Below are 16,870 nucleotides of genomic sequence, written 5' to 3' on the forward strand. Positions count from 1 at the left end.
CGTCATCCCCTCGCTGCGGCCAGGTCGGCGGCGAACCGGGTATCGGTGAACCCCGCGAAGTCGATCTTGCCGGGCAGCACCTTGTCGTCGGCGAACGCGTCGGCGAGCTCCTGCTCGGAGGCGATCACCTTGTCGTCCAGCGGCACGGGCAGGTCCGGGCCGTTCCCCACGGCGGCGAGCGTGACCTCCGGCTTCAGCCCGGTCTCCGCGGACCAGGCCTGGGCCCACTGCTCGCGGTGGGTGTCGGCCCACTGCTGCGCCTTGGCGATCCGCACGACGTAGTCGCGGATCGCGGCGTTCTTGCCGGCGTCGGACAGCGCGTTGTGCCCGGCGACCTGGAAGGTGTAGCCGTTGGCGACCCCGGTGCCGTCGGCCAGTACCCGGGCGTTCGCCTCCAGCTTGGCCTGCGAGGTGTAGGGGTCCCACACCGCCCACGCGTCGATCTGGCGCTGGGTGAACGCGCCGTAGGCGTCGGCCGGCTGCAGGAAGGACAGCTTGACGTCCTTCGTGGACAGTCCGTTCCTGGCCAGGGTCAGCAGGATCTGGCCGTGCGCCGAGCTGCCCTTGGCCACGCCGATGGTCTTGCCCTTGAGGTCGGCGACGGTCCGCAGGGGCGAATCGGCGGTCACCAGCAGGGCGTCGCTGGCGACGTTGCCCTGCGCGGAGCTGACGATCGAGATCTTCGCCTTCGCGGCCGCGGCGAAGATCGGCGGCGTGTTGCCGACGCCGCCGATGTCGATGGCGCCGGCGGAGGCGGCCTCCAGCAGCGGCGGGCCGGAGGTGAAGGTGGACCACTCGATCTTGTACGGCAGGTCGGTCAGCAGGCCGGCGGACTTGAGCAGGGCCTGCGAACCACCCTTCTGGTCGCCCACCTTCAACGTCACCTTCGCCAGGTCGGCCGCGCTGACCGGCGGCGGCACGGACGGGCTCGACGACGGCTCGCTCGCCCCGCCGCACGCGGTGAGTGTCAGCGCGAGCGCGGTGACGGCGGCGAGGACTCTAGGCAATCGCATGGTCGGTCACTCCCAGATCGGCCAGCACCCTGGCGCGAACGTCGATGTGGTCGGACACGGCGCGGGGCCGCGGGTGGTCCAGGACGTGCTCGGCGATGATCCGCCCCTCCCCCAGCACGAGGACGCGGTCGGCGAGCAGCAGCGCCTCGTCCACGTCGTGGGTCACGAGCAGCACGCCCGGCCGGTGCTCGCGCCACAGGTCCTCGACGAGCCGGTGCATCGCCAGCCGGGTCAGCGCGTCCAGCGCGCCGAACGGCTCGTCGAGCAGCAGCAGGTCCGGTTCCCGCACCAGCGCCCTGGCGAGCGAGACCCGTTGCGCCTCACCGCCGGACAGGGTGCGCGGCCAGGCGTCGGCGTGGTCGGCGAGGCGCACCTCGGCCAGCGCGCGCTCGGCGAGCGCCCGGTCGCGGCCGCGGTCGCGCAGGCCCAGGACGACGTTGCGCCACACCCGCCGCCACGGCAGCAGCCGGGGTTGCTGGAACGCCACGGACACCGCGCCTTCGACCCTGGCCTCGCCCTCGATGGCGGTGTCCAGCCCGGCGAGGATCCGCAGCAGCGTCGACTTGCCCGAGCCGCTGCGGCCGAGCAGGGCGACGAACTCGCCGCGCCCGATCTCGAGGTCCACATCGGACAGCACGGCGCGCTCGCCGAAGCGCTTGGTCAGGCCGTGCACCCTGGCGATCAGTTCCCGCGCCACCGCAGCGCCCTCCGTTCGATCAGGCGGACCAGCGCGTCGGTGATCAGGCCGAGCGCGGCGTAGACGATCAGGCCGACCACGATCACGTCGGTGCGCAGGAACTCCCGCGCGTTGTTGATGAGGTAGCCCAGACCCGCGTCGGCGTTCACGGTCTCGCCGACGATCAGCGCGAGCCACGCGACGCCCAGCGCCTGCCGCAACCCCACCAGTGTCTGCGGCACCGCGGACGGCAGCACCACGTGGACCAGCCGCTCCCAGCGGGTGTAGCCGAGCGCGGTGGTGGCCTCGACGAGGTGGTCGTCGACGTTGCGGATGCCGGAGTAGATGTTGAGGTAGAGCGGGAACGCAACACCCAGCGCGACCAGGACGATCTTCGGTTCCTCGCCGATGCCGAACCACAGGATGAACAGCGGGATCAGGCCCAGGAACGGCAGGGTGCGCAGCATCTGCACGGGCGGGTCGATGAGCACCCCGCCCCAGCGGGACAGGCCGGCGACCACGCCCAGCACCAGCGCGACGCCGGCGCCGATCGCGAAGCCGAGGCCGACGCGCACGATCGACACGGCGAACGCCTCGCCCAGTTCGCCGGACCGTGCGGTCTCGGCACCGGCCTGCAGGACCGTCCACGGTGAACTCAGTTTGTCCGGGGACAGCACGCCCGTCGAGGACGCGAGCTGCCACAGGGCGAGCAGCGCGAGTGGACTGATCCAGCGGCGCAGGTCGGGCAGGCGGCGTCTCCGGGCCGGACGCGGCCGCGTCCCGGTTGCCTCCTCCGGGCGCGCGAGAACGTCCGTTGCGGAAAGCGACACGGATCTTCTCCCATTTTTTCGGGGGTTTCACCGAAAATGCTTCCTCCCACGATCGGGTGGGTCAACGTGCTCCCGGATCGCGGAACCGGTTCCGCTGAGCAGGCCGGAGTTTCTTTCACCACTTGGGGAAACGTTGACAGGACAGCCGATCGGCGGTCAGGCTGCCCCGGTGACCGACTTCCAGCCACTGACCTCCGTCGAGGGACTCCCGCTCCTCGGCGGTTCCGGCCGCTTCCGCGTCCTGCAGAACACCGAGCGCGGGCTGCTGCTCGAACTGGAATACCCCGCCGGGGTGGCTTCGCCCGAGCACTTCCACGACCACGACAGCTTCATCTACGTGCTGTCCGGTGAGCTGACCGGCTCGGTGGACGGGCGGGAGGCGCGGCTCGGCGCCGGGGACACGCTGGTGCACCCGCGCGGGGTGCGGCACACGGTCGCCGCGGTGACCGACAGCCGGTGGCTGGAGTTCAAGGCGCCGCCGCCGGAGGTGGGGCGCGTGCTCAGGTGATGTCGGCGCGGCCGTCGAACCGGTAGCCGACGCCGCGCACGGTGGTGATCGAAAACCGGTCGATCTTGCTGCGCAGCTTGCGCACGTGCACGTCGATCGTGCGGCCGCGGCTCGGTCCGGGCAGGCGCCACACGTGCTCGGTGAGGGCCGCGCGGTCGAAGACCCGGCCGGGGTGGCGCGCCAGGAACAGCAGCAGCTCGTATTCGAGCCGGGTGAGCTCGATCTCGGCGCCGTGCGAGCGGACCCGGCGCGACGTGGTGTCGATGCGCAGTGCCGGTTCCGGCGCGGGTTCCAGCGCGCCGAGCGCTTCGCCGATCACCGCGCCGATGCGGTCCGGATCGCCGTGGACCACGATGTGCAGCTCGACCGCGCCGTCCGGCCGGTCGACCCGGGTGAGGGACTGCGTCATGATCCCAGCAAGCCACGACGGCCCTGGCCGGTCAATCGCGTCCCGGCAGGTGGGCCGGGCTCGCGCGGATCCGTGACACACTCGGGCCGTGCCCAGGCAGCCGACCGGTGAATCCGTCCTCTCCCGCGCGGTGCGGATCTTCGAGGCGTTCACGGCGGAGGAGCCGGTCCTGCAGGTCTCCGAAATCGCCCGGCGGACCGGGCTGCACCTGGCGACCGCGTCCCGCCTGGTCGCCGAGCTCACCGGCCACGGCCTGCTCACACGCGACGACGACCGGCGGGTGCGGATCGGCGTGCGGATGTGGGAGCTGGCCCTGCGCCTCCCCCACGGCCACGCTGCGCGACGCGGCCATGCCGTTCATGGAGGACGTCCACGCGGTCGTCGGGCACCACGTGCAGCTCGGGGTCCGCGACGGCGACGAGGTGATCTTCCTGGAGCGCCTCTCCGCCCCGAAGGCGGTCATCAACTACACCCGCATCGCCGGGCGGCTGCCGATGCACGCGTCCTCCTCCGGGCTCGTCCTGCTCGCCCACGGGCCCGCCGACCTGCGCGACCGCGTGCTCGCCGGGCCGATGCGGGCCTACACCGCGAACACGATCACCACCCCGGACCGCCTGCGGAGCACGCTCGCCGACATCCGCAAGCAGGGTTTCGCCTGGTGCCCGGGCCACATCCACGAGGAAGCGCTCGGCGTCGCCGTGCCGGTCAAGGACGCCCGCGGCGCCGTCGTCGCGGCGCTGTCGGTCATCGTGCCCAACACGGCCGAGAGCAGGGCGGTCACCGGCATCCTGATGGCCGCCGCGCGCGGCATCACCCGCTCGCTGCCGCCCTCGCCTCTCATTCATTGAGAACCCGGTCGCCGCCCGTCGTCGCGAAATCGCATCCTGCGTGCCAGCAACCCAGCGCAAGGAGGCGTCCGGTGAGCCAAGTCGTGACCCTGGAGGTCACCGCCCGCGAAGAACGCGCCGAGGGGGTGCTGGCGCTGACCCTGTCCCGTCCGGACGGCGGACGGCTGCCGGACTGGACCCCCGGCGCGCACATCGACCTCGTGCTGCCGAACGGACTGACCCGGCAGTACTCGCTGTGCGGCGACCGGTGGGACGCGCACCGCTACCGCATCGGCGTGCTGCGCGAACCGCGGGGACGCGGCGGCTCGGCTTACGTGCACGACCACCTGCGCGTCGGCGATCGCGTCGGGGTGGGCGGGCCACGCAACAACTTCCCGCTCGTGCCCAGCGACGGCTACCTGTTCGTCGCGGGCGGCATCGGGATCACCCCGCTGCTGCCGATGATCCACCAGGCGGACCTGCTCGGCGCCGAGTGGACCCTGCTCTACGGCGGCCGCCGTAGAGCGTCGATGGCCTTCACCGACGAGCTCGCCTCCTACGGCGACCGCGTCCACCTGGTGCCCGAGGACGAACACGGCCTGCTCGACCTGGCGTCCTGGCTCGGCACCCCGCGCCCCGGCACGAAGGTCTACTGCTGCGGGCCCGCTCCCCTGCTGGCCGCCGTCGAATCCGCGTGCCGCGACTGGCCGGCGTTCTCCCTGCACGTCGAGCGCTTCACGGCACGCGAGCAGGCGCCGGCGCGGGACGAGCCGTTCGAGGTCGAGCTGCGGCGGACCGGGGCGACCGTCACCGTCACGCCGGGGACCTCGGTGCTGGAAGCGGTGCGCGGCGCGGGGGTGGACGTGCTGTCCTCGTGCCGGCAAGGCACCTGCGGCACCTGCGAAACCGGTGTCCTGGCCGGAGTTCCGGACCACCGCGACTCGATCCTCGCCGACCACGAACGCGCCGCGGGCGAGGTCATGTTCGTGTGCGTGTCCCGCTCGTGCACCGACCGCCTCGTCCTCGACCTGTGACCTGAGGAGAATTCGTGATCACCGACGACACCGACCCGTTCGCGCCCGAGGTCCTGGCCGAACCGGAACCCCTGCACGCCAAGCTGCGTGACGCCGGCCCGGTCGTGCGCCTGAGCCGCTACGACGTTTACGCCCTCGCCCGCTACGAGCACGTGCACGCCGCGCTGACGAACTGGCAGGACTTCTCCTCCGCCGCGGGGGTCGGGCTGGCCAACTTCCACGTCGAGGAGCCGTGGCGGCCGCCGAGCCTGCTGCTCGAGGCGGACCCGCCGCGCCACGACGCCCCGCGCCGGGTGCTGTCCGGCATCCTCGGCCCGCGCGCGTTACGGAAGCTGCGCGAGGACTGGTTCGCCGCGGCCGAGGACCTGGTCGAGCGCGTGCTGGACACCGAGCTCGACGTCGTCCCCGCGCTCGCCGAGGCGTTCCCGCTGCGGGTGTTCCCGGACGCGGTCGGGATCGGCCGCGCGGGGCGCGAGAACCTGTTGCCCTACGGCAATTTCGCCTTCAACGCGTTCGGCCCGCGCAACGAGCTGGTCACCGCGCTGGCGCCAGACATGCCGCGGTGGTCGGGGTGGGTGAACGAGCAGTGCGCCCGCGACCGGCTCACCGGCGACGGCTTCGGCGCGGCGATCTGGGCGGCCGCCGACCGCGGCGAGATCACCCACGAGCAGGCGCCGCTGGTGGTCCGGTCGCTGCTCACGGCCGGGGTGGACACGACGGTGCACGGGCTGGCCGCGGTGCTCTACGCGTTCGCCACGCACCCGGGCCAGTGGGACCGGCTGCGCGCGGAACCCCGGCTGGCCCGCGCTGCCTTCGACGAGGCGGTGCGCTGGCAGTCGCCGGTGCAGACGTTCTTCCGCACGGCCACCCGGGACACCCGGGTCGCGGACGTGACGATCCCGGCCGGGCACAAGATCCTGATGTTCCTCGGCGCGGCGAACCGGGATCCGCGCCAATGGGCCGATCCGGACGTCTTCGACCTCGGCCGCGACCCGTCCGGCCACGTCGGGTTCGGGATGGGCCTGCACCAGTGCGTCGGCCAGCACGTCGCCCGGCTGGAGGCCGAGGCGCTGCTGACCGCGCTGGCGAAGCGGGTGCGCCGGTTCGAATTGCTCGGCCCGGGCACCCGCCACCTGAACAACACGTTGCGTGCCTGGCGGTCGTTGCCGATGCGGCTGCACCTCACTCCGCCGCACCGGTGAGCGACACCGGGTTGGGCCGGGTCGCGGACAGCGCCGTCCACGCGCTGGTCGCGCCGACCACCGCGAACGCCCCCAGCACCACGACCGCGATCAGCGCCCACGGCACCACCAGGACGCTCTGCCCGGCGATCCGTCCCGCCGCGGCGGAGATCCCGATCAGGGTCGTGGTCGCGGCGAGGCCGCCCAGCACCAGTCCGATGCCGGTGACCGCGCCGGACTCCAGCACCGCGGACCGCACCACCTGCGCGCGGGTCAGGCCGGTCACCCTGGCCACGGCGAACTCGCGGCGCCGGTCGGCGGCGGCGATGACCACGGCGTTGACCACCGCGATCAGCGCGTACAGCCCGGACAGGCCCATGATCACGGTCATGATGCCCGTGCTGGTGTCCTGCTGCTCTGCGCTGTTGGCGGCGATCCAGTCGTCCACTGTGGTCACTTCGCCGCGGCCGGCGAGCGCGCTCGCGTCCGCGCCGGGCCCCAGCCGGACGATGGATTCGGTGGGCGCGGCGGACAGCACCGCGGCGGGCACGATCTCGCGCGGCAGCAGGAAGTCCGCGCCGCCGCCGAGGGTCGCCGGCAGCACGGCCACGACCCGCAGGTCCAGCTCGCTGTCGCCGATCCGGGCGGTGACGGTGCTGCCGACCGGCTGGAACCCGGAGGCGACGGCGATGGTCGGCCCCGTCAGGTCGGCGAGCGATCCCTGTTCCGGGCCGCGCACGTGGGTCGCGGCGTAGGCGGCGGGGTCGATCGCGGCGGCGTAGCCCTGTTCGGTGTCGGTGTCGTCGTCGCTGTAGGTGACGACCGAAACCGGCACCCGGGTCTGCGGGGACACCGCGGCGACGCCGGGACCGTCCAGATCGGACGGTCCGGTGGTGGTCACCACGAGGTCGCCGCGGATGTCGGCGCGCTGCTCGATTTCGGCGCCCTTGCCGATGGTGGCGAGCGTGCCCGCCTGGGCGACCAGCAGCGCGACGAGCACGATCAGCGGCGCGGCGGTGGAGGCGCTGCGGCGGACGCCGTCGCGCAGGTTCGCCTCGGCGAGCCGTCCCAGGGGCCCGCGCAGGACCAGCCCGGCGATGCGCCCCGCCGCGGGCACGACCAGCGGGCTCAGCGCGGTCAGGGCGACCGCGGCGGCGAGCGCGGTGTTGATCGACAACGCGATGGCGCCCTCGGGCGGGGCGAACGCGGACACGATCGCCATGGCGACCGCCCCGGCCAGGAACAGCACGCCGAAGAACCAGCGAGCGCCGGTCATGACGCGGGCCGCCGCGCCGGTCTCGCGCAGGGCTTCCAGCGGGCGCACCTTCGCGGCGCGGCGGGACGCGGCGAGCACCCCGGCGACCGCGACACCGAGCCCGATGCCGGCGGACACGCCGAGGATCCAGTCCTGCCAGCGCGGGGTGAACGCGGACGGGACGAAGCCGAGTTCGCGCAGCAGCCAGGTCTGGATCCGCATCACCAGCAGGCCGAGCGGGACGCCGAAGGCGGTGCCGAGCACGCCCAGCAGCACGGCCTCGGACAGCAGCAGGCGGCGGACCTGGCCGCGCCCGCCGCCGACGAGCCGCAGCAGCGCCAGGTCGCGGCGGCGCTGGGCGACGGTGAAGGCGAAGGTGGAGCTGACGATGAACACCGCGAGGAACGCCGAGATGCCCAGGGTCAGGCCGAGCAGGGTGACCGCCTCGACGACCTCGCCGCCCGCGGTCGCCGCGGAGACGAGGATCAGCAGGGACGACTGGACGAGCGCGACGCCGAGGCAGACGGTGAGGATGGCGCCGAGGAACAGCGTCCAGCGGTCGGTGAAGGTGTTCCAGGACAGTCGCAACACGGTCAGGCCTCCAGCCGGGCGAGGCGGTCGGCGACCTCACGGGCGGTCGGGGTGACGGCGTGGTCGACGACGCGGCCGTCGCGGAGGAACACCACGGAGTCGGCGCTGGCCGCGGCGGCCGGGTCGTGGGTGACCATGACGATGCTCTGGCCCGCGGTGACGAGGTCGCGCAGCAGGCCGAGGACCTTGCGGGCCGCGGCGGAGTCGAGGGCGCCGGTGGGTTCGTCGGCGAAGAGGACGCGCGGGCGGGTGACCATGGCCCTGGCGATCGCGACGCGCTGCTGCTGGCCGCCGGACAGCTCGCGGGGCCGGTGCCGGCGGCGGTCGTCGAGCCCGACGGCGGCGAGCACGGCGCGAACGTCCTTCGTGGACGGCCGGGTGCCGGCGAGCTTGAGCGGCAGTGCGACGTTCTGCTCGGCGGTGAGTGAGCCGATGAGGTTGAAGCTCTGGAAGACGAAGCCGATCTCGCTGCGGCGGAGCGCGGTGAGGTGGGCGTCGTCGGCGGTGGTGATGTCCTCGCCGCCGAGGAGGACCTGCCCGGTGGTGACGCGTTCCAGGCCGGCGGCGCAGTGCAGGAGGGTCGACTTGCCGGAGCCGGAGGGCCCCATGACGGCGGTCCAGGACCCGGCGGGGAAGGCGACGGTGACCCCGTCGAGCGCGCGGACCTCGTGCTGGCCGGCGGCGTAGGTGCGGGAAACGGCCCGAAGCTCGACGGCCGGCTCCCCGTGCGGCCGAAGCCGGCCGGCGACGGCGGTTTCCAGAGGCGTTGTCATGGGTTAGATCCCATCGCGGATCGGGGCGCCGGTCAGCGGTGCCGACCACCGAATCCCCGGTGGGGCTGGCCCTACCCCCGGCTCCCTGCGCGGCCTGCGGGGGCGCACCGGCCCCCCGGCCGCACCGCCTCCCGAACTCGGCCCCCGCAGCGGGGCCTGAGTGTGCAGCCCGCCCAGCTGCGCGACCGAGCGACCCGGCTATCCGCTCCTCGCGCGACCTGCGCGCTCAGCCGGCCTGCGGCCGCACGACCAGCACGGGACAGTCGGCGTGGTGGATGAGCGCCTGGCTCGTCGACCCGAGCACCAGTCCCCGGAACCCGCCGCGGCCGCGGCTGCCCACGACGACCAGCTGAGCGTCCCGGCTGCGGGCCAGCAGCTCGTCCCGCGGGCGGTCCCGCACCACGACCCGCTCCACGCGCACGTCCGGGTAGCGCTCCTGCCTTCCCGCCAGGCGTTCGGCCAGCAGCCGCTGCTGTTCGCGCTCCACCTCGGCCCAGTCGAGGTCCGGGGCGGGCAGCGGGACACCGTAGTCGGCGTCGCTCCAGGCGTGGATCGCCACCAGCGGCACCTCCCGCCACGCGGCCTCGTCGAACGCCACCTTCAGCGCTTCCTCGCTGGTCGGGCTGCCGTCGACGCCCACGACCACCGGGCCGGCCGCGTCCGGGCGGCCGCGGACCACCGCGACCGGGCACGACGCGTGCGCGCTGACCGACACGGCCGTCGACCCGGCCAGCATCCCGGTGAACCCGCCCCGCCCGGACGAGCCGAGCACGACCATCCGGGCCGTGCGGGAGCACTCCAGCAGCAGGGGCACCGCCGGCTCCAGCGGCATCTCCGTCGACACGGTCACCTCGCCCGCCACGGCCGCCGCGTCCGCCAGCAGCTGCTGCCCGGCGCGCTGCAGCTCGTCGAAGAAGCTCTGTGGTACCGGCAGCCCGCCGTCGAACCGGCCGCCCGTGACGTCGGCCGCGTAGACCAGGCGCAGCGCCAGCTTCCGCAACGCGGCCTCGCCCGCCGCCCACCGGACGGCGTCCAGCGCCGCCGCCGAACCGTCCACCCCGACCACGATCTCGTCCGCCATGCCGCCCACGCTACTCACGCTTGACCTCCAGCGCGGTGGAGGTTGCAGCCTGGCCCCATGCGCGTGATCGAGGCGGTGCGGTTCGGCGGCCCCGAAGTGTTGCGGGTGAAGCGGGTGCCGGACCCGCACCCGGGGCCCGGGCAGGTCGTGGTCGAGGTGAAGGTGGCCGGCGTGCTGTGGATCGACACGGTGATCCGCCGCGGCGAGGCCGGGCACCTGTTCCCGGTGACGCCGCCGTACGTGCCCGGCGCGGGCGCCGCCGGACAGGTCACGGAGATCGGCGTGGGGACGGACCCGTCGTGGTGCGGCGAGTGGGTGCTGGCCGACGTCGACGGCGCGTACGCCGAACAGGTGCCGGCCACGCCCGGGCAGCTGATCCGCGTCCCGCCGGGCGTGGGGTTGCGGGAGGCGGTGGCGTTGCTGCACGACGGATCCACCGCGCTGGCGGTGTTCGAGCGGGCCGCGGTGCGGCGCGGTGAGCGGGTGCTGGTGCAGCCGGCCGCGGGCGGGCTGGGCACCCTGCTGGTGCAGCTCGCGCACGCGGCGGGGGCGTACGTGATCGGCGTGGCGCGGGGCGCGGAGAAGCTGGAGATGGTGCGCGCGCTGGGCGCGGACGCGGTGGCCGACTACAGCGAGCCCGGCTGGACCGACGAGGTGGGGCCGGTGGACGTGGCGTTCGACGGGGTGGGCGGCGACCTGGGCCGGGTGGCGGCCAAGCTGGTCGTGACGGGCGGGCGGTACTCGAACTACGGGTGGGCCGGCGGCGCGCCGGTCGCGGTGGACGAGGTGCGGCCGGACGTGACGGCCTACGGCCTGGAGCAGTTGCGGGAGTACGAGCCCGGCCGCCGCGCCCGCACCGAACGGATGCTGCGCCTGGCCGCCCGCGGCGCGGTGCGCACGGTCATCGGGCAGACCTTCCCGCTGAGTCGCGCCGCGGACGCGCACCGCGCGCTGGAGTCCCGCTGCGCCAAGGGGAAGACGCTGCTGGTGATCTAGCGGCCAGTACCGCACCGGCCAGAACCATGGCGCAGCCGAGCAGCTGCGGTGGCGACAGCCGTTCCCCCAGCACCAGGGCGCCCAGCACGACCGCGCCCACCGGGGTGAGCAGGAGCAGCACCGCCCCGACCGCGCTGGGCAGCCGCGGCGTGTTGGTCGCGACCAGGAGCCAGCCGACGACCTGCCCGCACACCGCGACGACCACCAGCCAGCCGATCGCGGCCCACCCCGGCGTCAGGTCGAGCCCGTAGCCGAGGAACCCGGCGGCCAGCGACACGACCGCGGCGGAGGCGGTGACGACGAGGTAGGACCGCCGGGTCCGCCCGTCCTGCCCGCCGCGGCGCAGCAGGTACAGGAAGCCTGAGTAGCACAGGGCGGCCAGTGACGCGTGGATCGTCCCGGCCACCGACGCCGGGCCGCCGGTCACGCCCGCGGCGAGCACCACTCCCGGCAGCACCAGCGCGACCGCCGCGAAGTAGCGGCGGGACACCGGCTCCCGGTCGGCTGCCCAGGCGATCACCGGCACGAGCACGACCTGCAGGTTGACCAGCACGGTGGACAGCCCGGCCCCGATCTCGCCGATCGCCTGTGTCCACAGCAGACTGTCCCCGGCGAACAACGCGCCCGCCAGTACCGCGCGCACCCGTTCGGATCGGTCGAGCGCGCCGCCGTGTTCGGCGCGGGCGAGCACCGCCAGCGGGGCCAGCGCGAACAGGCACCGGTAGAACGAGGCGGTGCCCGGCGCCGTCCCGGACAGCTCGATCAGCACGGCCGACGCGGAGACGGCGAGCGCCCCCGTCGCGACACCCCAGGCAGGTCGCATACCCCTCGGCTACCCGTGGACCTAACGGCCAAACACCAGTTATGCTCGTTAGATGTTCGTCGGCGGTCACGTGGTGCTCGACCTGGTCAACACGGTCGCGTGGCGCCTGGACCCGGCACGCCGCGAGGAGCGGCTACCGGACGACGACGCGCTGCGGCGCTGGGCCGAGGCGGCGGGGTTCACGGTGGCTCCGGACGGTGGCGTGGCGGAGGTGCGGGAGGCGGCCCACCAGGTGCCGGAGCCGGGCGGTGGCGTGGCGGAGGTGCGCGAGCTTCGGGAGGCGGCCCACCAGGTGCTGGAGCCGGGCGGTGGCGTGGCGGAGGTGCGCGAGCTCCGAGAGGCAGCCCACCGGGTGCTGGAGCCGCTGGCGACCGGCGCGGAGCCCGGGGACGTCGAACCGTTGCGGCGGCTGATCGTGGGTGCGCTGGCGCGGGCGGAGGTCGTGTCGGTGGTGCCGCTCGAGTGGCGGATCCCGCTCCACGGCACGCGGGACCTGCGCGACGCGCTCGCGCTGGAGACGTGGCGGCTGCTGCAGTTCGAGGACCTGACCCGGCTGCGCCGCTGCGCCGACGACGGCTGCGGCTGGCTCTTCCTGGACCGCAGCCGCAACGGCTCCCGCCGCTGGTGCAGCTCCGCCGACTGCGGCAATCGCGAGCGGGCCCGGCGCCACTACCACCGCGCCCGCCGCTGACAGGCCACGCCCCCGCGCGCGGCGCGCAGCGCCGGCAGGGTCAGACCGTCGCCCCGCGGCAGTGGCCTCGCTCGTCGCGGGCCGGCCGCCACTACCACCGCGCCCGGCGCTGACGGACCACACGCGCCCGGCCGTCCCCCCGAAACCACACAACCGGGGCGGGCATCACTCGTCGCGGTTGAACTCGGCTCGTACGCCCAGCAGGCGCACCGGCCGGGTCCACTCGAAACGGTCCAACAACGACAGTGCCGCGCGCTCGATCTCCACCGGATCGCTCGTCGGCGCGGGCAGGGTCAGGCTGCGCGTGTAGGTGAGGAACGGCTTGAACCGCACCTTCACCCCGATCCGCACCGCGGGGCGCCCCTCCCCCACGACGTCCTCCGCGACCCGCGCCGCCAGTGCCGACACCTGCGCGTCCACCGCGGCGCGGTCGTCCAGATCCGTCTGGAACGTCGTCTCCCGGCTCCGCGACCTCGCCAGGTACGGCGTCGCCGTCACCTCGGTGTCCCCCGCGCCCTGGGCGAGCAGCCGGTACCACGGCCCCATCGTCGGCCCGAACCGCTTCGCCAGCTCGTCCGGGTCGGCCGTGCCGAGGTCCCGCACCGTGGTCAGCCCGGCCTCCGCCAGCTTCTTCGCCGTCTTGCGCCCGATCCCCCACAGCGCGTCGGTGGGCCGGTCGGCCATCACCGCGACCCAGTTCGCCCGCGTCAGCCGGTAGATCCCGCCCGGCTTGGCGAACCCGGTCGCGATCTTGGCCCGCACCTTGTTGTCCCCGATCCCGACCGCGCACGACATCCCGGTCTCCGCGGCCACCCGCGCCCGGATGTCCGCCGCCAGCGCCTCCGGGTCCGCCACCCGGGCGCCGACGAACGCCTCGTCCCACCCGATCACCTCCACGACCACCGGGAAGCCCCGCAGCGTCGCCATCACCCGCTCCGAGACCTCTTCGTAGGCCTCCTTGTCGACCGGCAGGAAGACCGCGTCCGGGCACCGCTTCGCCGCCGTCCGCAACGGCATGCCGGACTGGATCCCGAACTCGCGCGCCTCGTACGACGCGGTCGCCACGACCGCCCGCTCGGAGGGGTCCCCGTTCCCGCCGACCACCACCGGTTTCCCGCGCAGCTCGGGGTGCCGGGCGACCTCGACCGCCGCGATGAACTGGTCCAGGTCCACGTGCAGGACCCAGTCGTCCGCAGACACGCCACCCAGGCTAGCCGGACAGCTCGATCTCCATCGCCAGCAGACGCGAACTCAGCCCCTTGCCGTGGGTGTCCAGCGCGAGCGACGTCGTCACCCCGCCGTCGAGCGCCTGACGGCACCGGAACTGCAGCGCACACAGCTTCGGCAGCACGTAACGCACCACCTCGCCGCGCACCTGACCAGCGAGGTGTTCCCGCACCCGCTCCGCAGTCACCTCGCGCTCCAGCTCCGCGAAATGCCGGTCGTCGAAGGGGAACAGCGACAGGATCGACGTGTCGCCCTTGTCGCCGGCCCGGCAGTGCGCGACCTCGTGCAACATCACCCGCACGACGGAACTCCGATCACGGTCACCGCGGGCTCGACCCGGTCCCGGTCGATCAGCGTGGACACGATCCCGATCACCTCCGTCACGGCCGTCCGGACGCCTCCGCCCCCGGCCGGCCCGTTCGTGTAGAGCGCCTCCACCTCGTGGCACACGACCTCGGCCGACGCCCGGTCCGCGGCCGACGCGGCGATCCGCAACCGGCACTCCGGCGACCCCTCCGCCCCCAGCACGTCGGCCCGCACGCGGGTGCCCGCGAGCCGCCGCAGGACCACCTCACCGGCCAGCTCGGCGCGCGCCCGGGCGCCTGGTCCGGCGTAGGAAATCCCGGCTTCGGCCCGCCACCCGGCGCGGTAGCCGACGCTGACCTTGAACTTCTCCGGCCGCGCCCGCCCGACCGCGCCGCGCACCGCCACCCGGTCCGGCCCGGTCTCGGCGACGGTCACCCCGCGCAGGTCGAGCGTGACGTCCGGGGTGAGGTATGCCGTCGGGTCGGTCACCTCGTACAGCAGTTGCTCCCGCACCGTCGCGCGGGACACCAGACCACCGGTGCCGGGCAGCTTCGACACCTCCACGTCGCCGTCGGCGGTCACGTCGGCGTACGGGAACCCCAGCTCGGCCAGCCCGGGCACGTCCTTGCGGCCGGGGTCGGCGAAGTACCCGCCGGTGAGCTGCCCGGCGCACTCCAGCAGGTGCCCGGCCACGGTCCCGGCGGCCATCGCCGCGGGATCGCGCAGGTCCCACCCGAGCCGCTGGGCCAGTGGCGCGGTGAACAACGAGGGATCGGCGACGCGGCCGGTGAGCACCACGTCCGCACCGGTCTCCAGTGCCGGCATGATCTGCTCGGCGCCGAGATAGGCGTTGGCGGACACGAGTTCCCCGTGCTCGGCCAGCGGGCGGCCGGTTTCCAGCGCCGGGGCGGACGGGTCGATCCGGTCGAGCACGTCGTCCCCGGTCACCACCGCGACGGACAGGCCGAGGCCGAGCCGCTCGACCAGCTCCGCCGTCACCCGGCCGGCGGCAAGGGGGTTCGCCGCGCCCATGTTCGTGATCACCCGCACGCCCCGCGCGGCGCAGAGAGGCAGCAGCCGTTCGAACCGGGCGAGCAGCCGCGGGTCGTACCCCGTCGCGGGGTCGGCCAGCCTGCGCTGCTGGCCGAGCGCGATCGTGCGCTCCGCCAGGCATTCCAGCACGAGGTCGTCGAGCTCCCCGTCGCGGGCGAGCGCTTCCGCGGGCTCGAACCGGTCCCCCGCGAAGCCGGCTCCCCCGCCGATCCGTACGCAGTTCATGCTCTCCCTCAGATCGCGCCCACGGCCAGGGCGACGGCGGTCATCACGACGGTGGTCCCGAACGCCCACTTGAAGGCGAACCGCTGGTGCTCGCCCAGGTCCACGCCCGCCATGCCGACGAGGATGAACGTGGACGCGGTCAGCGGGCTGAGCGGGAACCCGGTGGTCATCTGCCCGAGCAGCGCGGCGCGGGCGATCTCGGCCGGGTCGCCGCCGAGCGCGGCGCTGGTCTCGGCGAGCACCGGCATCACCCCGAAGTAGTAGGCGTCGGGGGTGAACACGAGGCTCAGCGGCATCCCGGTCAACGCGGTCAGCGCCGGCAGCGCGCCGCCCGCCCAGTCCGGCACGACGCTCACCAGCGCCCGCGCCATCGCCTCGATCATCCCGGTGCCGGACAGGATCCCGGTGAACACCCCGGCGGCGAAGATCATCGTGGTCACCAGCACCACGTTGTGCCCGTGCTTTTCGAACAGCTCCTGCTGCTGGCTCCACTTCGGACGGTTGATCAGCAGTGCGAGCACGAACGCGCCGACGAACAGCACCTCCAGCTTCGCCACCTGGGCCAGCAGGGCGGCCACCAGCGCGAGGGTGAGCACGACGTTGGCCCAGTACCGGACGCGCTCGGCCCGGGTGCGTTCCACGGCGGCGGCAGGGCCGTCCAGGTCGAGCACCCCGATCCGCTTGCGCTCGGCGCGGCCGATCAGCCACGCGGCGACGAGCACCCACGCGATCCCGGCCAGCATCGCGGGCAGCAGCGGCAGGAAGATGCGGCCGCTGTCGGCGTTCAGCGCGGCCATCGCCCGCGCGGTCGGCCCGCCCCACGGCACCAGGTTCATCACCCCGGCGCCGAGCGCGACGACCCCGGCGAGCACCAGCCGGCGCATCCCCATCCGCTGGTAGATCGGCAGCAGCGCGGACACCGTGATCAGGAACGTCGAGGCGCCGTCGCCGTCGAGGGCGACCAGCACGGTGAGCGCCGCGGTCCCGACCGTGATCTTCAGCGGGTCGCCGCCCGCCCACCGCAGGATCCGCCGCACGGCCGGGTCGAACAGGCCGGCGTCGATCATCAGGCAGAAGTAGAGGACCGCGAAGGTGATCATGATCGCGACCGGGGCGACGGTGGTGAGCCCCTTGCCGATCAGCTCGCCCAGCCGCGGGGCCGCGCCCACGGCGAGCGCGGCGACGACCGGGACGACGGTCAGCGCCAGCAGGACCGAGACGCGGCGCGAGAGCACCCCGGCGAGGAACACGCCGATCGTCAGAAAGCCCGCCAGGGCAAGCATCTCGGGGACCTCCAGTGCGCTGTCGACGGTGACGTCTGCCGACTCTGCGGCATCACAGCTATCGAGGTCAAACAAGAGTTGGGCATAG

18 protein-coding genes and 1 pseudogene are annotated in these 16,870 nt (G+C 73.9%); 7 read left to right on the forward strand and 12 right to left on the reverse strand.

Annotated elements, in window-relative coordinates; genetic code table 11:
* Positions 1-2: 2 nt before the first annotated feature.
* The 3 genes from AMY39116_RS0326290 to AMY39116_RS0326300 are packed head-to-tail and all read right to left on the reverse strand — an operon-like array spanning position 3 to position 2,519.
* Positions 3-1,013, reverse strand: coding sequence for an ABC transporter substrate-binding protein (locus AMY39116_RS0326290; RefSeq protein WP_027936243.1), 1,011 nt, complete (start codon positions 1,011-1,013; stop codon positions 3-5).
* Positions 1,000-1,710, reverse strand: a complete 711-nt coding sequence (locus tag AMY39116_RS0326295) for an ABC transporter ATP-binding protein (protein ID WP_020420597.1) — start codon at positions 1,708-1,710, stop codon at positions 1,000-1,002. Before AMY39116_RS0326295 ends, AMY39116_RS0326290 begins: the two co-directional genes overlap by 14 nt.
* On the reverse strand, positions 1,695-2,519 hold the full coding sequence (locus tag AMY39116_RS0326300) for an ABC transporter permease (protein ID WP_020420598.1): 825 nt from the start codon (positions 2,517-2,519) through the stop codon (positions 1,695-1,697). Before AMY39116_RS0326300 ends, AMY39116_RS0326295 begins: the two co-directional genes overlap by 16 nt.
* A gap of 169 nt (positions 2,520-2,688) precedes the next feature.
* On the opposite strand from AMY39116_RS0326300, the gene AMY39116_RS0326305 reads away from it, so the two are divergent.
* Entirely contained in the window at positions 2,689-3,027 is a 339-nt protein-coding gene (locus AMY39116_RS0326305; protein WP_020420599.1) for a cupin domain-containing protein, read from the forward strand.
* On the opposite strand, the gene AMY39116_RS0326310 is transcribed toward AMY39116_RS0326305, so the two are convergent.
* Positions 3,020-3,436, reverse strand: a complete 417-nt coding sequence (locus AMY39116_RS0326310; protein ID WP_020420600.1) for a winged helix-turn-helix domain-containing protein — start codon at positions 3,434-3,436, stop codon at positions 3,020-3,022. The two genes, AMY39116_RS0326305 and AMY39116_RS0326310, sit on opposite strands and share 8 nt — an antisense overlap.
* Positions 3,437-3,566: 130 nt before the next feature.
* On the opposite strand from AMY39116_RS0326310, the pseudogene AMY39116_RS47625 reads away from it, so the two are divergent.
* From AMY39116_RS47625 to AMY39116_RS0326325, 4 genes and pseudogenes are all read left to right on the forward strand, one after another.
* A pseudogene (locus tag AMY39116_RS47625) lies at positions 3,567-3,647 on the forward strand (helix-turn-helix domain-containing protein); the annotation flags it as partial.
* A gap of 139 nt (positions 3,648-3,786) precedes the next feature.
* A complete protein-coding gene (locus tag AMY39116_RS43590) occupies positions 3,787-4,284 on the forward strand; it encodes an IclR family transcriptional regulator (RefSeq protein WP_020420602.1) in 498 nt (165 codons plus the stop codon).
* A gap of 83 nt (positions 4,285-4,367) precedes the next feature.
* Complete coding sequence (locus tag AMY39116_RS0326320) at positions 4,368-5,297, forward strand: PDR/VanB family oxidoreductase (protein WP_020420603.1); 930 nt, start codon at positions 4,368-4,370, stop codon at positions 5,295-5,297.
* 14 nt (positions 5,298-5,311) lie between these two features.
* A complete protein-coding gene (locus AMY39116_RS0326325; protein ID WP_020420604.1) occupies positions 5,312-6,499 on the forward strand; it encodes a cytochrome P450 in 1,188 nt (395 codons plus the stop codon).
* Here the strand turns inward: AMY39116_RS0326325 and AMY39116_RS0326330 are convergent.
* The 3 genes from AMY39116_RS0326330 to AMY39116_RS0326340 all read right to left on the reverse strand — a co-directional run bounded on the left by AMY39116_RS0326330 (position 6,480) and on the right by AMY39116_RS0326340 (position 10,178).
* Entirely contained in the window at positions 6,480-8,324 is a 1,845-nt protein-coding gene (locus AMY39116_RS0326330; RefSeq protein WP_020420605.1) for an FtsX-like permease family protein, read from the reverse strand. The two genes, AMY39116_RS0326325 and AMY39116_RS0326330, sit on opposite strands and share 20 nt — an antisense overlap.
* 2 nt (positions 8,325-8,326) lie before the next feature.
* The gene (locus tag AMY39116_RS0326335) at positions 8,327-9,097 is read right to left on the reverse strand and encodes an ABC transporter ATP-binding protein (protein ID WP_020420606.1); all 771 of its coding nucleotides are present in this window, start codon (positions 9,095-9,097) and stop codon (positions 8,327-8,329) included.
* 226 nt (positions 9,098-9,323) lie between these two features.
* Positions 9,324-10,178 carry a universal stress protein gene (locus tag AMY39116_RS0326340; protein ID WP_039791771.1) on the reverse strand — a complete coding sequence of 285 codons (855 nt, stop codon included), beginning with the start codon at positions 10,176-10,178 and terminating at the stop codon, positions 9,324-9,326.
* A gap of 57 nt (positions 10,179-10,235) precedes the next feature.
* Here AMY39116_RS0326340 and AMY39116_RS0326345 point away from each other — a divergent pair, with 57 nt between their 5' ends.
* The gene (locus AMY39116_RS0326345; protein ID WP_020420608.1) at positions 10,236-11,174 is read left to right on the forward strand and encodes a zinc-binding dehydrogenase; all 939 of its coding nucleotides are present in this window, start codon (positions 10,236-10,238) and stop codon (positions 11,172-11,174) included.
* On the opposite strand, the gene AMY39116_RS0326350 is transcribed toward AMY39116_RS0326345, so the two are convergent.
* The gene (locus AMY39116_RS0326350; protein ID WP_020420609.1) at positions 11,080-11,997 is read right to left on the reverse strand and encodes a DMT family transporter; all 918 of its coding nucleotides are present in this window, start codon (positions 11,995-11,997) and stop codon (positions 11,080-11,082) included. The two genes, AMY39116_RS0326345 and AMY39116_RS0326350, sit on opposite strands and share 95 nt — an antisense overlap.
* Before the next feature lie 52 nt (positions 11,998-12,049).
* On the opposite strand from AMY39116_RS0326350, the gene AMY39116_RS0326355 reads away from it, so the two are divergent.
* Positions 12,050-12,688 (forward strand): CGNR zinc finger domain-containing protein, encoded by a 639-nt coding sequence (locus AMY39116_RS0326355; protein WP_020420610.1) that lies wholly within the window; start codon positions 12,050-12,052, stop codon positions 12,686-12,688.
* 165 nt (positions 12,689-12,853) lie between these two features.
* Here the strand turns inward: AMY39116_RS0326355 and AMY39116_RS0326360 are convergent, their stop codons facing one another.
* The 4 genes from AMY39116_RS0326360 to AMY39116_RS0326375 are packed head-to-tail and all read right to left on the reverse strand — an operon-like array spanning position 12,854 to position 16,782.
* Positions 12,854-13,888 carry a DNA polymerase IV gene (locus AMY39116_RS0326360; RefSeq protein WP_020420611.1) on the reverse strand — a complete coding sequence of 345 codons (1,035 nt, stop codon included), beginning with the start codon at positions 13,886-13,888 and terminating at the stop codon, positions 12,854-12,856.
* Between the two features lie 10 nt (positions 13,889-13,898).
* A complete protein-coding gene (locus tag AMY39116_RS0326365; protein WP_235716226.1) occupies positions 13,899-14,207 on the reverse strand; it encodes a hypothetical protein in 309 nt (102 codons plus the stop codon).
* On the reverse strand, positions 14,207-15,499 hold the full coding sequence (locus AMY39116_RS0326370) for an acyclic terpene utilization AtuA family protein (RefSeq protein ID WP_020420613.1): 1,293 nt from the start codon (positions 15,497-15,499) through the stop codon (positions 14,207-14,209). The genes AMY39116_RS0326365 and AMY39116_RS0326370 overlap by 1 nt, the downstream gene beginning before the upstream one ends.
* 8 nt (positions 15,500-15,507) lie before the next feature.
* Complete coding sequence (locus AMY39116_RS0326375; RefSeq protein WP_020420614.1) at positions 15,508-16,782, reverse strand: CitMHS family transporter; 1,275 nt, start codon at positions 16,780-16,782, stop codon at positions 15,508-15,510.
* Positions 16,783-16,870: the final 88 nt, after the last annotated feature.

Origin of the sequence: Amycolatopsis sp. ATCC 39116, from assembly GCF_000231075.2 — a bacterium.
GTDB lineage: Bacteria > Actinomycetota > Actinomycetes > Mycobacteriales > Pseudonocardiaceae > Amycolatopsis_E > Amycolatopsis_E tucumanensis.

Excerpts from the sequence above, each read along its gene's own strand:
- AMY39116_RS0326290 (WP_027936243.1), bottom strand. The coding sequence starts at position 1,013 with ATGCGATTGCCTAGAGTCCTCGCCGCCGTCACCGCGCTCGCGCTGACA.
- AMY39116_RS0326310 (WP_020420600.1), bottom strand. The coding sequence starts at position 3,436 with ATGACGCAGTCCCTCACCCGGGTCGACCGGCCGGACGGCGCGGTCGAG.
- AMY39116_RS43590 (WP_020420602.1), top strand. The coding sequence starts at position 3,787 with ATGCCGTTCATGGAGGACGTCCACGCGGTCGTCGGGCACCACGTGCAG.
- AMY39116_RS0326335 (WP_020420606.1), bottom strand. The coding sequence starts at position 9,097 with ATGACAACGCCTCTGGAAACCGCCGTCGCCGGCCGGCTTCGGCCGCAC.
- AMY39116_RS0326340 (WP_039791771.1), bottom strand. The coding sequence starts at position 10,178 with ATGGCGGACGAGATCGTGGTCGGGGTGGACGGTTCGGCGGCGGCGCTG.
- AMY39116_RS0326345 (WP_020420608.1), top strand. The coding sequence starts at position 10,236 with ATGCGCGTGATCGAGGCGGTGCGGTTCGGCGGCCCCGAAGTGTTGCGG.
- AMY39116_RS0326350 (WP_020420609.1), bottom strand. The coding sequence starts at position 11,997 with ATGCGACCTGCCTGGGGTGTCGCGACGGGGGCGCTCGCCGTCTCCGCG.
- AMY39116_RS0326355 (WP_020420610.1), top strand. The coding sequence starts at position 12,050 with ATGTTCGTCGGCGGTCACGTGGTGCTCGACCTGGTCAACACGGTCGCG.
- AMY39116_RS0326365 (WP_235716226.1), bottom strand. The coding sequence starts at position 14,207 with ATGTTGCACGAGGTCGCGCACTGCCGGGCCGGCGACAAGGGCGACACG.
- AMY39116_RS0326370 (WP_020420613.1), bottom strand. The coding sequence starts at position 15,499 with ATGAACTGCGTACGGATCGGCGGGGGAGCCGGCTTCGCGGGGGACCGG.
- AMY39116_RS0326375 (WP_020420614.1), bottom strand. The coding sequence starts at position 16,782 with ATGCTTGCCCTGGCGGGCTTTCTGACGATCGGCGTGTTCCTCGCCGGG.